This is a genomic window from Kitasatospora sp. SolWspMP-SS2h, assembly GCF_003259315.1.
GTDB lineage: Bacteria > Actinomycetota > Actinomycetes > Streptomycetales > Streptomycetaceae > Kitasatospora > Kitasatospora fiedleri.
Window position 1 is genome coordinate 1 of the sequence record NZ_QLLT01000034.1, and the last position, 14,213, is coordinate 14,213.

Annotated in this window: 12 protein-coding genes and 3 pseudogenes; 8 read left to right on the forward strand and 7 right to left on the reverse strand. The window is 72.7% G+C overall.

The genetic code is table 11. The features are described from left to right. Positions 1-441: pseudogene (locus tag K353_RS36180) on the forward strand (hypothetical protein); the annotation flags it as partial. On the opposite strand, the gene K353_RS34050 reads toward K353_RS36180, so the two are convergent. From K353_RS34050 to K353_RS29685, 3 genes are all read right to left on the reverse strand, one after another. Further along, positions 429-938: a hypothetical protein gene (locus K353_RS34050; protein WP_146616605.1), complete on the reverse strand. Its 510-nt coding sequence runs from the start codon at positions 936-938 to the stop codon at positions 429-431. The pseudogene K353_RS36180 and the gene K353_RS34050 sit on opposite strands and share 13 nt — an antisense overlap. 281 nt (positions 939-1,219) lie before the next feature. Next, positions 1,220-3,442: a hypothetical protein gene (locus K353_RS29680; RefSeq protein ID WP_111556596.1), complete on the reverse strand. Its 2,223-nt coding sequence runs from the start codon at positions 3,440-3,442 to the stop codon at positions 1,220-1,222. A 352-nt stretch (positions 3,443-3,794) separates the two neighbouring features. Continuing rightward, positions 3,795-4,622 (reverse strand): MucR family transcriptional regulator, encoded by an 828-nt coding sequence (locus K353_RS29685; protein WP_111556597.1) that lies wholly within the window; start codon positions 4,620-4,622, stop codon positions 3,795-3,797. A gap of 151 nt (positions 4,623-4,773) precedes the next feature. Between K353_RS29685 and K353_RS29690 the strand changes: the two are divergent. The 5 genes and pseudogenes from K353_RS29690 to K353_RS29710 all read left to right on the forward strand — a co-directional run. Continuing rightward, positions 4,774-5,406: pseudogene (locus tag K353_RS29690) on the forward strand (tRNA (adenosine(37)-N6)-threonylcarbamoyltransferase complex transferase subunit TsaD); the annotation flags it as partial. A 50-nt stretch (positions 5,407-5,456) separates the two neighbouring features. Beyond that, positions 5,457-5,588 (forward strand): annotated as a pseudogene (locus tag K353_RS37335) (thioredoxin domain-containing protein); the annotation flags it as partial. A gap of 79 nt (positions 5,589-5,667) precedes the next feature. After that, positions 5,668-6,069: a DsbA family protein gene (locus K353_RS36185; RefSeq protein WP_370447682.1), complete on the forward strand. Its 402-nt coding sequence runs from the start codon at positions 5,668-5,670 to the stop codon at positions 6,067-6,069. Continuing rightward, positions 6,066-6,704, forward strand: coding sequence for a vitamin K epoxide reductase family protein (locus K353_RS36190; protein ID WP_233533914.1), 639 nt, complete (start codon positions 6,066-6,068; stop codon positions 6,702-6,704). The genes K353_RS36185 and K353_RS36190 overlap by 4 nt, the downstream gene beginning before the upstream one ends. Positions 6,705-7,016: 312 nt before the next feature. Continuing rightward, entirely contained in the window at positions 7,017-8,471 is a 1,455-nt protein-coding gene (locus K353_RS29710) for a PepSY domain-containing protein (RefSeq protein WP_111556599.1), read from the forward strand. Positions 8,472-8,832: 361 nt separating this feature from the next. On the opposite strand, the gene K353_RS29715 is transcribed toward K353_RS29710, so the two are convergent. Further along, entirely contained in the window at positions 8,833-9,639 is an 807-nt protein-coding gene (locus K353_RS29715; protein ID WP_111556600.1) for a hypothetical protein, read from the reverse strand. Positions 9,640-10,080: 441 nt separating this feature from the next. Next, positions 10,081-10,350 carry a hypothetical protein gene (locus tag K353_RS29720; RefSeq protein WP_111556601.1) on the reverse strand — a complete coding sequence of 90 codons (270 nt, stop codon included), beginning with the start codon at positions 10,348-10,350 and terminating at the stop codon, positions 10,081-10,083. 485 nt (positions 10,351-10,835) lie between these two features. Between K353_RS29720 and K353_RS34565 the strand changes: the two genes are divergently transcribed. Then, positions 10,836-11,783, forward strand: coding sequence for a hypothetical protein (locus K353_RS34565; protein WP_158585514.1), 948 nt, complete (start codon positions 10,836-10,838; stop codon positions 11,781-11,783). 59 nt (positions 11,784-11,842) lie between these two features. After that, entirely contained in the window at positions 11,843-12,445 is a 603-nt protein-coding gene (locus tag K353_RS29725) for a sortase domain-bontaining protein (RefSeq protein ID WP_158585515.1), read from the forward strand. A gap of 367 nt (positions 12,446-12,812) precedes the next feature. Here K353_RS29725 and K353_RS34570 read toward each other — a convergent pair whose 3' ends face one another. Together K353_RS34570 and K353_RS34575 are read right to left on the reverse strand one after the other, a co-directional pair. Next, positions 12,813-13,451 carry a DUF5134 domain-containing protein gene (locus tag K353_RS34570; protein WP_370447681.1) on the reverse strand — a complete coding sequence of 213 codons (639 nt, stop codon included), beginning with the start codon at positions 13,449-13,451 and terminating at the stop codon, positions 12,813-12,815. Positions 13,452-13,549: 98 nt separating this feature from the next. Next, positions 13,550-14,089, reverse strand: coding sequence for a hypothetical protein (locus tag K353_RS34575; protein WP_158585517.1), 540 nt, complete (start codon positions 14,087-14,089; stop codon positions 13,550-13,552). Positions 14,090-14,213 lie beyond the last annotated feature (124 nt).

A 14,213-nucleotide genomic window follows, 5' to 3' on the forward strand; every position in this document is an offset into this window, starting at 1 on the left:
CCCCAGCACCGCGACCCCCGCACCCCACCCGTCACCGAGACCCTCCCCCTCTCCGCCACCACCCGCGCCGCGCTGCGCCAGTGGCTCACCGCCCGCGCCCGCCTCACCGTCCGCGACGCCACCCGACCCCCCGGCCCCGGCAACGAGACCACCGACGCCCTGTGGGTCAGCATCGCCCCCAGCGGCCACCCCCGCCCCGGCCTCCCCCTCCACTTCCGCGGCCTCGCCCGCGCCTACGCCCGCGCCGTCCACGACCTCAACACCGACATGGCCGGCCAACCCGGCTGGCACCCCCTCCCCCGCCGCATGGAACCACTCCGCCGCGCCATCCAACCCCACCTCGACGACCCCACCGGTGTGACCGCCTTCTACCGCACCCGTCCACCCTCCACTGCCCCGGCGGAGCCGGCTGCCGAGCGAGGGCCGTCTCAACGGAGCTGAAAGGTCCAGCAGGGCGTCCTCACCGGCCGGAGCTCTACGGATTCCGGCGACGCCGATGTGCTCGGATTCGTTGCCGCTCCGGACTGCAAGAGGACAGTGCCGCCGACCGGCTCCTCCAGCAGGACCCCTTCGGCCCCACCGAACTGTTCTCCGCCGCCGAATCCTCCGGCGAACACCCCACCCAGGTCGTCCTCGAAGCAGACACTATCGAAGCACTCCCCCACGAGACCCCCACCATCGTCCTCGGCCTCATCCAGGACGCCGCCAGCCCGCACGAAGCCGTCATCGCCCTCGTCCGCCACGCCATGCACATCACCGACAGCCTCCTCCTCGACCCCGTCGCCCTGCACGACCAACTCGAAGACTTCGAGGAGACCGTCGCAGAACACACCGGCGACGACGACCCCGACCTCGACGACGTCGCCGTCCGCCTCACCCCCCTCGACCCCAAACGCCCTGCCCGCGACCTCCTCGAAGACCTCCTCGCCGACATCCACGGCTGCTGGCTCCTCCACAGCGACTCCGCCGAACCTGACGAGGACAAGGATCTGGGCGACGGTGAGGGCGATGTGGAAGTTCGAGCGGGAGAACTCCAGGCAGGTGGGGCCCGTGCCGGGCCCTTCGCCCTCCTCTTCGTCCTCGTACCAGGTCTCGTCCTGCGTCCATCCGGCTTGCCGCAGCGGTGCGGTGAGCCGGGCGAGCAGTTGCGGCCCGAGGGCGTGCGGTGACAGGGGGCTGTCCGTTGGGGGCCTCGTCAGGCAGTTGGTCGAGGGAGGGTTCAGGGCTGGCCGGCTTGGGCGGAGCGGGCCCGGAGCAGCAGCTCGCGGACGATCCGGTGCCACCGACGGGAGTCCTCGCCGTAGGAGTGGTCGTCGGCGTCGGGGTCCCACTTCTCGAGTTCCAGGAGCTGCTCCACCAGTTGTCCGAGGCGGTCGGGGTCGTATCCGCCACGGTCGGGGTCCAGCTGCTGTGCGATGTCGTGGAGGCGGTGGGCGGCGCGGTAGTGGGCGAGCTGGGTGTCCGTCAGGCGGCGGATCGCGTAGCCTCCGCATTTGCTGCACCAGTCGAACTTCGTGTCGCCGAGCAGGTCCGCGACGGTGAGGAGGTCGTCGTCCGCGGTGACACCGCGTTCGCGGACGTGGGAGCAGAACGGCGAGTGTCCCTTGCCCTGGTAGCGGGGGTCTGCGTTGACCGCGTAGACCTGGACCTGGGCGAGGACTCCCAGCGGGATGCCGCTCCCGCTGCGCTTCCAGGTGCTGTCGTCGGGTGCTTCGAACGGTTCCAGGTCCAGGTCCTGGCCGTGGGCGAGGAGTCCCTGCCACACCGCGCGGGGAAGGCTGCGCGAGCGGCCGGCCCGGTCGTAGCCGGAATCCAGGGTGCGCAGGTCGGGCACGCCGCGGGCCGTCGCGAGCAGCCGCAGGTTGAACTCCCGTAGCCAGGGCCTGTCCCTGGAGACCAGCCAGGCGGCACGCTCGGCACCGGCGACCAGGCCCAGCCGCTCACCGAACAGCGGATCGTCAGGTTCACGCGTCCGCTCCCGCCACACGGGGGAGGGCTCCTCGGGGCGCTGGCCGATCGCCTCGGACCAGGGCTCGATCAGTGCCGCGGGCAGGTCGGCGGAGCCGGCGAGCAGGACGCCTCGCCAGCCGCCAGCCGCACGCCGCTCCAATTCCTTGAAGGGCACGACCTCCGTTCCGGCGTCGGTGGAGAACACGGTGTACAGCTGGTCCTCGGCACCGGGCGCGGTGCTGAGCAGCCGCACGTGCTCGGCGGTGAGGGGGCGGCGCTGGTGCACCGGGGTGTCGTCGAAGACCCCCGGCCCCAGAGGACTCGCGTCGTCGGCAGCCATCGGGGTGCCGGGAGGTTCGGGCTCGCACCGCACGAACGCGGTGCGGGCCAGGAGTTGGTCGGCGATCAGCCGGGGTGCGCGGACAGTGAGCCTGCGCCGGCCCCAGTCGGCGCCGGTCAGGTAGGCGATCAGGACGCCGATCGTCCAGTGGTCGAGGCCGCCCAGCAGCCCCCGCTCACGCTGCTGCGCGTAGGGGTCCTCATCCGGGGGTTCCTGGAGGTGTGCGGTCAGCGTCACCGTCACGTCCGGGTCCGACATGCGGGCGACCCGGCGTGCCTCCTCCTCCCAGGAAGCCAGCAGCCGGGCGGCCGCACGGTGGGCTTCGTCATGGCCTTTGCGTCGTGAGTTGATTCCCCCGACGGCCTGATAGGTGACCAGGTGGTCGCCCGGCAGTGCCCATGCGTCCGCCGCTGCCCTCTGCCAGCGGGACCACATCGACCGCAGCCGCCCGGCGATCTCCTTGGGGTCGCCGATGGCGCTGAATGCTTCGTCTTCCGTGGGGAGTTCGGGCCTTTCCAGGCTCGCGGCCGCCGCTGCTTCCAGCAGGCCCGTCGCATCGACGAACAGTCCCGCTCGTTCGCGCAGCGTCTGGAGGCGCTCCTCCTTCAGCGCTGCCTTCGGTCGTGCCCAGTCGGTGAGCCAGGGGAACTTCGCGACGACGCTCTCGGCGAAGTGGAGGCTGTCCGCGGCGTCACGCCACCTGGACAGCGCCACGTCCCGGAGTTGCTCCGCGTCGTCGCGGGCGTCCTGATCCTGGTCGTAGGTCTCGTCCTCCTCGGAAACCGGGTCGGCGCGCAGGACCTGCGCGGCGCCTTCGGCTTCCTCTTGAGTGACTTCGTCGTCCGGATCCGCCTCCGTGTACTCCTGCAGCTGGGAGAGCAGCCCGCGGTAGCCGCCGAGCGCACGCAGGAAGAGGCCGACACCGCTGTCCGGACGATCCCAATCCCCTTGATGGGCGCAGACGGAGCACATCCGGGCGATCGTCGCGGCATTCAGCGGCGCCTCGGACGCCACCGCCCCGTCCGCGCGGAGCCGGGAGCACCGCAGGTGTGCGTGCAGCTTGGCGGCTTTGCCCTTCGCCGCGAAGACGGGCACGAGATGGCCGTCGAACGGGCCGAGCGGAACATCAGCGGTCAGCACAGAGTCGCGCACCCAACTCCCCTATCAGTCTCGACCGGTGAGCCTATCCGGCAGCTCGGACAACGGCCCCGACAGCGCCTGTCCCGGGCGAACTGCACCACAGCGGGAGCGCGTCCGTGGTACCCCAGCACGTTGGCTCCGAAGAGGAACCCATTCAACGTCGCGCGTCGTCCGGCTCTTGCTCCTCGTGGCCGTCGAGATCGACGGGCTCGGCAGACAATGGGGCCGCAACCGGGCGCAACGTGGCCGGGCCGCGGGACAGGCCCGGAAGCCGCTGGGGCGGCTACCCTCCCCTGCCTCGGGGATGGGTAATCAGCTGGCGCCCCGTCTCGGCGGTTCCTCGCCGGGCAGTGACTCGGTGGCGTCACTTCCCGAGGCGGTCGACGATCCACGGGATGCTGCGCCCGGTCTGTTCGGCCAGCTCCCGCAGGGTGGCACCGGCGGACCGGCGCTCCCGCAGCCATCCGGCGATGTCCGTGGTGCCGACGAGCCGTGCCGTCCGCTCGTCGTTGATGGTCACCCTGGCCCGGCGCCCGGCCGGGGAGTTGACGCCGGTGGGCCGGAGCGGGATGCCGTGGTCGGCGAGCAGGTCGCGCAAGGTGACGCGACCGATTCCCAGCTGCCGTGCGGCCTGTTCGATGCTCAGTTGTCGACCGGTGTAGAGCTCGGCCAGGGCATCGGGCAGGGTGGCGAATCCGAGGCGCGCAGCAGCCTCCCGCGCCCGCGCGCCGGCCTGGGCGGAGCGGGTGCGGCGCCCGGCGAGCAGTTGCTCCGCCCGCGCGCGTGTCAGTTCTTCCGGAACGGACCGGGAGGTTTGTCGTACTGCCGCTCGGGCCAGTTCTCCGGAGCGGGCCATGGCTTGGCCGGCCGCGAAGTTCTCCCGCATCTCGGCGGAGGTCCGGTACGCCGCCGTCTGGCGCGTCGAGCGGCTTCGGTTCAGTTCCCGTGAACTGAGGGAGCGCCGCCTGCGCAGTCCGTACCGGGTGCGGTACTCGGCCGCGCTGAGGCCGTGCGCCCGCAGATGGGAGCCCAGCGCACGAAAGCCGCGACCGCACACGTGGCACACCACCCGGTCGGCGCCCTCGTCGCGCACGAGCACGCCGAAGTCCGGGCGCTCGGCGGGGGGCAGGACCGCACCCGCACCCGACTCCCGCGCTTGGACCGGATGACCGGCGATCACCGAGTTGGCCACACCGCCAGACTATTGCACAAAGTATGCACTTGCGCACTCTATGCAATAGACCGTGCGATCCGTCCGGCGGGCGCGCACCCGGCCACATCCTCACCGTTCTTATTGCAAAATATGTGCAAGTGCATATCAATGGCAGGAAGTGGGCGTGGGGATGTCGGGGTCGCCGGTGGTGCTGGGGATCGAGTCGTCGTGCGACGAGACGGGGGCGGGGCTGGTCCGGGGCGGCAGGCTGCTCGGCGCGGCGGTGGCGTCCAGCATGGACGAGCACGCCCGGTTCGGCGGCGTGGTGCCGGAGATCGCCGCCCGCGCCCACGTCCACGCCATGGCCCCGGTGGTGCGCGAGGCCCTCGACCGGGCCGGGCTGACCCTGGCCGACGTCGGCGCGGTCGCCGTGACGACCGGCCCCGGCCTGTCCGGCGCGCTCCAGGTCGGACTGGCCGCGGCCAAGGGCTACGCGTTCTCGCTCGGCGTGCCGCTGTACGGCGTGCACCACCTCGCCGGACACGTCGCCGCCGCCACCCTGGACGGCGGGCCGCTGCCCGGCCCCTGCGTGGTGCTGATCGTCTCCGGCGGCCACACCTCGCTGCTCCTGGTACGCGACCTGGCCCGCGACCCGATCCTCCACCTCGGCGACACCCTGGACGACGCGGCCGGCGAGTGCTTCGACAAGACCGCCCGCCTGCTGGGCCTGCCCTACCCCGACGCGCCCGCCAGAAGCAGGCCGAGCAGCGCCGCCGCAGGATCCGCATCGGCGTCTCGATCGGCGCCGCCGTCGCCGTGCTCGCCGCAATAGCCGTCGCCATCGGCACCGCGGACGGCGGCGGGGACGCCGCGGTGGCCGGCCCGCTGACCGTCCCGGCGCACACCACCGGCCAGGACGGCACCGTCATCGTCTACGGCAACGCCGACGCGAAGCACACCCTGGACGTGTGGGAGGACTTCCGCTGCCCGATCTGCAAGGAGCTGGAGACCTCCGCCGGGGCCGCCGATCCAGCAGTTCGCCGACGACGGCACCTACAAGATCCAGTACCACCTGGCGACCTTCCTGGACGACCGCCTCGGCGGCAGCGGCTCCAAGACCGCCCTGGAGGTCGCCGGCGCTGCCCTCGACCAGGGCCCGGAGAAGTTCAAGGCGTTCCACGACTACCTCTACGCCCACCAGCCCGACGAGCAGAGCGACGGTTTCGGCAGCCGCGACGAACTGCTCGACCTCGTCAAGAACGTCCCCGGCCTGGTGACGCCCGTCTTCACCGACGCCGTCGACCAGCGCACCTACGCCCCCTGGGCCGCCAAGGTCTCCGCGCAGTTCGCCTCCAGCGGCGTCAGCGGCACCCCCACCCTCAAACTCGACGGCAAGCAGCTCAACGTCTTCGGCGGCACCGGAGCCCCCGTCACCGCCGACCAGTACAAGGCCCTCGTCCAGCAGGCTGTGGGCGGCGCCAAGTGACCGCCGACCTGGCCGAACACACCCCGCACACCACAGCCCCCGCCCCGGCCCGCTCCGCCCGGCCGACGGGCTGGCTGCTGCTCATCGCCGGCGCGCTCGGCCTGGCCGCCTCGATCACGTTGACGCTGGAGAAGATCCGGCTGCTGGAGAACCCCCGTTACGTACCCAGCTGCAACATCAACCCGGTCCTCAGCTGCGGCTCGGTGATGCGCACCGCCCAGGCGTCCGCGTTCGGCTTCCCCAATCCGCTGATCGGGGTCGCCGCGTTCGCCGTGGTGGTCACCGTCGGCGTCGTCCTGCTGACCGGAGCCCGGCTGCCGCGCTGGTTCTGGCTCGGCCTGCAGGCGGGGACGATACTCGGCCTCGGCTTCGTGTCCTGGCTGATCGACCAGACGCTGTACCGGATCGGCGCGGTCTGCCCCTACTGCACGGTGGTGTGGGCCTCGGTGATCGCCCTGTTCTGGTACACCACCCTGCACAACCTGCGCACCGGCGCGATCCCGCTGCCGACCCGCTGGCGCCCGGGCGTCGCGGCCCTCGCCCGCTGGCACTGGGTGGCCCCCGCACTGGGTTACCTGCTGGTGGTCTTGTTGGTCCTCAACAGGTTCTGGTACTACTGGCGCACCCTCGTGTGACCACCGTTCCGGACGCCTCCTGACGCTCCCTCGGGCTGGCCGCGCTGCTGCCGAGCCCGCGCTTCCCGCTGCTCGCCCGGTTGTTCGCACCCCCGGCCCTGCCCGCGTGGCGGCGGCCGGTACTCCCCACGCCCACCGGCTGCGCGCTCGGCGTGCTGCTGGCCCGCTCCCTGCCCCGGAGGGGTCCGCCGGTCGCCCCGGCCTGACGCCGCACCCGCGGCTTCCGGCCCGGCCGCCCCGTGCGGCCCGAGCGACCGTCCGACGCCTGACCGCGCCCGACGCGGGCGCGCGACCCGTAGGGAAGAACCCCGCATGTCTTCGACAACCGAACAACGCCCCTCCGACGCCCCCGCCCCGGGGGCGGGAGAAGCCGCGCCCACCCGCTCCTGGGGTGCGCTGCGCCCCCTGCTGGCCCGGCTGCACTTCTACGCCGGCATCCTCGTCGCCCCGTTCCTGCTGGTCGCGGCGGTGACCGGCCTGCTGTACACCTTCACGCCCCAGCTGGAGCGGTTCGTCTACGCGAGCTACCTGACGGTCGACCACCCCGGCGGTGACGTGAAGCCGCTCGCGGAGCAGGTCGCCGCGGCCCGCTCGGTCTACCCGGACGGCACGCTGGCATCCGTCATCACCCCGCCCGGGCCGGACGACACCACCCGGGTCGTGCTGTCGCTGCCCGAACTCGGCGACAAGCAGCGCACCGTGTTCGTCGACCCGTACACCGCGCAGGTCAAGGGCGACCTGACCACCTGGTTCGGCTCCACCCCGCTGTCCACCTGGCTGGACGACCTGCACCGCAACCTGCACCTGGGCGAGGTCGGCCGCCTGTACTCGGAGACCGCCGCGAGCTGGCTGTGGGTGGTGGTCCTCGGCGGCCTCGCGCTGTGGCTGTCCCGGGCCCGCGGGCAGCGCGCCGCCACCGCGCGCGGCGTGCTGCTGCCGGATCGCTCGGCACGCGGAGTGCGCCGCACCCGCAGCTGGCACGCCGTCACCGGCGTCTGGCTGGCACTCGGGCTGCTGTTCCTCTCCGCCACCGGCCTGACCTGGTCGCACTACGCGGGCGGCCGCTTCGGCCGCCTCCTGGACGCGGCCAAGGGCCACGCCCCCGAACTCGACGCGACACTGCCCGGCACCACTGCCCCCGCGGCGACCGGCGGCGAGCACGCCGGGCACGAGGGCCACACCGGGACGACCGGCAACCCGGCCGATCCGAACCCGGCCGCCTTCCAGGCCGCCCTCACCACCGCCCGCGCTGCCGGGCTCGGCGGCACCGTCACCATCACCGCGCCCGACGGACCCGGCACCGCCTGGACGGTCGCCCAGTCCGACAACACCTGGCCCGTCCACTACGACCAGGTCGCCGTCGACACCTCCACCAACACCGTCACCGACCGCACCCGCTGGGCGGACTACCCGCTGCTCGCCAAGCTCTCCAAGCTCGGCGTCCAGGGCCACATGGGCCGCCTGTTCGGCCTCGTCAACGAACTCGTCCTCGCCGCGCTCGCCATCGGCCTGAGCGTCATCACCGTCCTCGGCTACCGGATGTGGTGGCAGCGCCGCCCCACCCGCGCCGACCGCACCGCCCGCGTCGGCAAGGCCCCGGCCCGCGGCACCTGGCGCCAACTGCCACTCCCGGCCCTCCTCGTCGGCGTCCCGCTGGTGATCGCCCTCGGCTGGGTCCTGCCTGTCCTGGGCGTGACGCTGGCCGCGTTCCTGGTCGGCGACCTCGCGTACGGCCTGGTCCTACGGCGCCGGTCCGCCACCGGCTGACGCGCCCGCGCCGGGAGCGGCGGGTACCGCTCCCGGCGCGGCCTATCTGGGGTCCACGTGCTCGGGCACCGGCCGCCGACGATCCGGTTCGATGCCGGACGGTTCCTCTCGAAGGGAGCGGACAACGGCACCGGCGACCGGATATGGCCTGCTGGGGTATGGCACCGGGACGGGGCCGTTCGGGTGGTGCCGAAGCTGGGGGGCAGGCCGTTTGCGTCGGGGCTGCGAAGGAGGAGTGTCCGTGCCGGTGTGCGGGGAGGCCGACGGCACGGGCCGGGGGTGGGACGGCGCCTGGAAGTGGCGTCCCGCCCCCGATCGGTCCGGTTCCGGGTGTACCGGGGGACCGTAGGGGTGGGGTGGGTCAGCTGCGGGGGGCGGTGTAGGGCTGGTCGGTGTCGGGCGGGCAGTCGTCGCTGGTGCCGGCGAGGGTCTGGAACCAGAGGAACAGGTTGGTGGGGATGGGGGCGGTGACGCCGGCGTTCGGGTCCTGGGCGAGGCGGGTGGCGGTGGCGAGGTCCTTGCCCTGCTGGATCTTCGCGAAGGAGTCGGGGTTGGTGACGCCGACGACGTAGACGGGCCACCACTCGGGGCGGTCCTTGTTGCGGTGGGTGATGATGTGGTCGTGGCCGGGGACGGGGACGTTCTTCAGCGCATCGGGGGAAGCGCCGAGGGCACCGGCGATGCGGGAGAGGTCGATGGTCATCGGGTGGTCCACGCACGGCCCGGCCGGGCACTGGAGGTTGGTGGGGGCGGGGTTGAACAGCGGGACGGGGATGAACAGCGGGTCGGTGAACTCCTCGGACGTGGTGCCGGGCGGGACGTTCTTGAACTTCTCGCCGACCTCGCAGCCGCTGTCGGCGCCGGAGTCGACGCCGGGGTCGCAGAAGAAGTTCTGCGTGTAGAGGAACTTGACGTCGTGCCCGTTCCACCAGCCGTCGGTGACGCCGATGTTGCGGCACACGTCCTCGGGCTCGCCGGTCGGACAGGGGTTGACGAGCGGCTGGACGGTGCGCTCGCCCATCGGGGAGGGGCCGAAGCCGTCGCCGACGGCGCGGGTGAGGGTGTCGGCGGAGGCGAGGCCGACGGTCGAGACGGCCGCGAGCGTGACGCTCGCGGTGCAGGCGGCCAGGCGCGTCAGGCGCGCGCGGGTCGGGGCGGGAAGTCGCATGGCGGGTGTCCAACTCCTGGGTGGGGCCCGCCGGATACCGGGGTTCCGGACCTGCGGTCGGGCATCCGCCGTCGTACGGGCGGGTGCGTTCATGTACGCACGGTCTCGACAACAGGCGGGCTGCACACGCCGTCAGCACCCTGCGTCATGGGCGGGTTCCACCGAACGGCTCACCGGAGCGGGCCGCCACCACACTGCGGGCTGTCCGGAACCGCGCCAGGGGGGCTGCTGCCGGTGCGGGGCGGCTCGTCGAGCCCCGGCGGCAGCGGCAGCAGTCGGCCGCAAGGGTGAACCCTGCGGGACGGGACCAAACCTGTGGGTCCGCCGCCCCGAAGAGCGGGTGTGCGTGGAACCGGGTCCGGTCTTCTCACGCACCTCGGGGACGGGACCGGCCGGCTGGCACCGCGGGTCCCGTCCCCGGCCCACCGAGGCCGGGCGACGTCAGAGAATGATCAGCCCCAGGCCGAGCAGGCCGTGCCCGTAACCGTAGCCCTGGCTGTAGCCGTAGCGGGACGGGCCCCAGGTGGTCTCGCTGTACTGGTAGTGCTCGCTGTCCGTGTACGAGACGTGCTCGGTCATGGCGGAGGTCTCGTGGCTGTAGGAGCCCTCCACGTGACTCCCGGCCGCGAAGGCGGACCCGGTGGCAGGAACCGCCACCAGAGCGGCGGCGAGCAGGGAGACGGCGGTGATCCGGGCGGTACGCTTGTTCATCGTCGACCTCTTCGTTCGGTCGGACGGCCGGTGCCGCCCGCTACCTGCGACGCTAGGAACCCGGCGGGGCGGTCGCCCGCCGGGTTCGGCCGAATGTGCCGCCCGCACCTTGAAGTTCGCCCCTACGACAGTCGGTATCGCCCGGCCCTCGGGACAGCCCCATCCGTCCTCAAGAAGGTTGCGGCTCCGGCAGTGGTGCAGCGCGGATCCTGGGCGGCCACCACCGTCGGCATTTCCTCACACGACAACCGGATCGTGATCCCGGAGAAGTCCGACCGCCCGCCCGCCCTCAAGGGGTGCCGTCCACCGGGAAATCCGCGGACCACCCGGAACGCCCATCACCGTGAGGCAGTATGCGCACACGCCAGGTAGTTGTTAGTGAGCCGTGGACGCGGATCTCCGCCGAACGGTTTCCGGGATCCCGGACGGCCGTGCGGCTCCGCGCCCAGACCCTCCGGGACACAGCAGACCTGAGAGGAACGTTGATGAACCGTCTCGTACAGAGCCGTGTGGCGCGTCTTGCCGCGTGCACCGCCACCGTCCTGCTGACCGCCGCCGCCGGCAGCGGGCTCGCCTTCGCCGACGGCATGGGCGACAAGGGCGGCAAGAACACCGGCTTCGGGCCGGGCCCGGTGGGCGAGCGCACGATCCAGCCGCTGAAGAACCAGTGCGCGACCGGCGAGCCGCAGGACCTGTGCCGCAACATCGGCGTCACCGACGGCTGGTACGAGGGCAAGGACGTCAAGTTCCTCTACACCCAGAACTTCTTCTGCGACACCGCCGTCACCTCCGGCGCCTCCAACGGCTGCGAGGTCGGCGAGAAGTTCAAGAACCTCCCGCCCGGCACCGCCTCCGAGCAGTTCGTCGACCCGCTGTTCATCCCGGTCCCGCTCTTCAGCCCGGCGCCGCCGGTGCAGTGCCCCACCGGCCCCTGCATCGACCACCCGGACAACATCGACCTCTCCCGCCTGGCCGGGGCCCTGGGCAAGCCCGCCGACCAGCTCAAGGACGTCCCGCTGCCCGGGCACGACCACATCATCGCCGACCGCAACATGGACCGTCCCGAGTGGTGGCCCGTCTACGTCGTCGGCGTCACCAACCCCGAGTCCTTCAAGGAGATCGAGAAGGGCAAGGACCTCGCCACCCTCAAGCGGCTGGCCGCCGACCCTAACTCCGGTGTCACCGCGCCCATCCCCACCAACGTCTTCCTCTGGTTCCAGACCCTCGCCGGGACCGACGCCAGCCACCCGGTGATGCCCATCGGCCCGATCGCCGCCGGCGCGGGCTCCACCCAGGGCGTCCAGCACGCCGGGCTGATCGCCGGCGGGGCCAGCGCCCTGGCCGCCGCGGCCGGCACCCTCGTGTGGTCGCGCCGCCGCAGGAGCACCTCCGCCGCCTCCCGTGCGGCAGCCACGGCCACTGCGGAGAACTGAGCCGTCCGGACGTGAACACCCCGCCCCCACCCGGCGGCGAGCGCCACGGCACCCGTGCCGTGGCGCTCCCCCCCGCCTGCGCGCTCGCCGGCAGCCTCGCCCTCTCCTTCGCGGCCACCCACCAGAACACCCCGCCGACCGCACCCGCGCCCTCGGCCGCCGGCACGATCACCCCGGCCGACGCCCCGCCCTCCCAGCCGGCCGGGCCACCGCCCACCCCCACCGCACTGGACATCCCCGACATCGGCCTCCACGCCGACCTCGATCCCCTGACCACCGACGGCAACGGTGTCCTGCAACCACCCGACCGCCCCGACCGGGCCGGCTGGTACACCACCGCGGCCACCTGGCAGAGCCCCCTCGTGCTCACCGGCCACGTCGACTACCCGCACACCGGCCCCGCCGTCTTCTACCACCTCGGCGACCTGCGCCCCGGCCAGCGCGTCACCCTCACCACCACCGACCACCACAACCGCACCTACACCGTCGACGCCGTCCGCTCCTACGCCAAGGACGACTTCCCCACCCAACAGGTCTACGGCCCCACCAGCACCCCCCAACTGCGCCTGATCACCTGCGGAGACTGGGACGACCAGGCCCACGCCTACCGCGCCAACACCATCGCCTTCGCCACCCTCACCGCCGACGGCGGCGACGGCTGACCCCGCGGGCCGCAGAGCGCGGCGCGAGGCCGCGGGCGGGCGCGGACGGGGCACACCGGGCCGGGTCCGCCCCCGCCGGAGCCGGGGCGGACAGGACAGGACAGCGGGATGTGGACCGGGTCAGCCTCCGCACTGGCAGGGAGACCCGGACTGGCAGCCGCAGCCGCAGCCTGGACCACAGCCGCAGCCGCCCGCGAGCGCGAGCAGGGGTCGTTCGGTGGCGGGCTGTGCGGCCCGGCGGTCGTCGAGGTCGGGACGGGGCGGGACGTGTGCCATGAGCGGGCCTTTCCGGTCGGCCGTGCCCGGAGGTCCGGGCACGCGGCTTCGGATTTTCGGAATCTCGGGGCAGGAGCGCGGAGCCGGCTGCTCAGCCCGCCAGCAGCATGGTGAACATGGACAGGTCCATCACCAGCCGTGACGATCGTCCGGCGGACGAACCGGTTGGCTGTGCGGAAGCGTGGAGGACCGGTCCGTGGCGCATTACCCGGGCGGCGGTCCACAGCGTGTCGGCGAGGAAGTAGAACAGGAACAGCACGGTGAGTGCCGCGGGGGGCATCGGCGCGGACATGCCTGCCATGGGGTGTCCGGCACGGGCGGCCGGTGCCACCATCGCGAGCATCGCCGCAGTTTCGACGGCGTGGTGCAGATGGGGCGCGGCCCGGGGGCCGCGCGGCATTCGGACAGTGGACCGGGCCACAGCGATGAGGAACGCGGCGCCGAGTCCCGCCCACCCCGCTACCCGTACCGGTGCCGACAGGAGCGGGACCGCCCCCGTAGGCAGGGAGCACAGCGCCATCCCCAACGCGACGAGCCCGCCCCCCGCACGGACCGTCGGACCCTGCGCGGCACAGCCCGGACGGCCACCGGCCGGGGCCGGGCTCCGCAGCAGGCACGACACGCAGACCGCACCACTCAGGAGCACCAACAGCCAACTGATCAAGGCAGGTTGATGCATCGCCCCTCTCTCAGCCGCGACCTCTCCACAGCACCCGGACAGCGACACCATCCCGCGCCACCGCACGGATGAACAGGCGTACGGCGGAGGTGAACGGCGCACACGGAGCGGGAGGCGCGGCGCGGACGGGGCCCGCCGCCTGCCGTGGGTCAGGGGCGTGCGGCCGTCAGGGCGGCGCTGTGGTGGAAGGAGAGCGCCGTGAAGGAGCCCGTGGTGCAGGCGGTGTGGGCGAGGGCGACGGCCCGTTTCCGCCGGAAGGCGGATGCGCTGATCGCGGGGGCGTAGCTCAGCAGGTCGGGCACCGGTCGGCTCTCGACGAACACGACGACGGCGTTCTGCTCCAGGACGGCGTCGAGGTCCCGGAGCAACTGCCCGGTGCGCTCCGGCGGATGGCCGCTCACGAGGGCGAACGGGAGCGGGGGCAGGCCGAGGGTCGGTAGCAGCCATGGGCTCGCGGCGATGCGGGCGAGGGACGGCTCGCCGTACTCGGGCCCGTCCTGGGTGCCGTCGAAGGACAGCAGCGGTGCGCGTTCGGCGACGAGGACCCGGCCGAGCTGGGCGGCTTCGGCTCCCACGGACAGCAGCGCCGAGTCGGCCGTCCATCCGGTGGCCTCGGCGAACGACGCGCGCAGGGCCGCGACGCACTGCTCGGGGGAAACGCTGCGGCAGGCCCCGACGGGAGGAACCACGATCCGAACTCCTTCTTCTCCAACGTGCGGTGCGGCGGGCCGGGGCGCACGTCGACCCGGATTCGTCCGGACCACGGCCTGGGCGGGGACGGGTCGTGTGCACCAGCCGGACGGTTCCTATCCC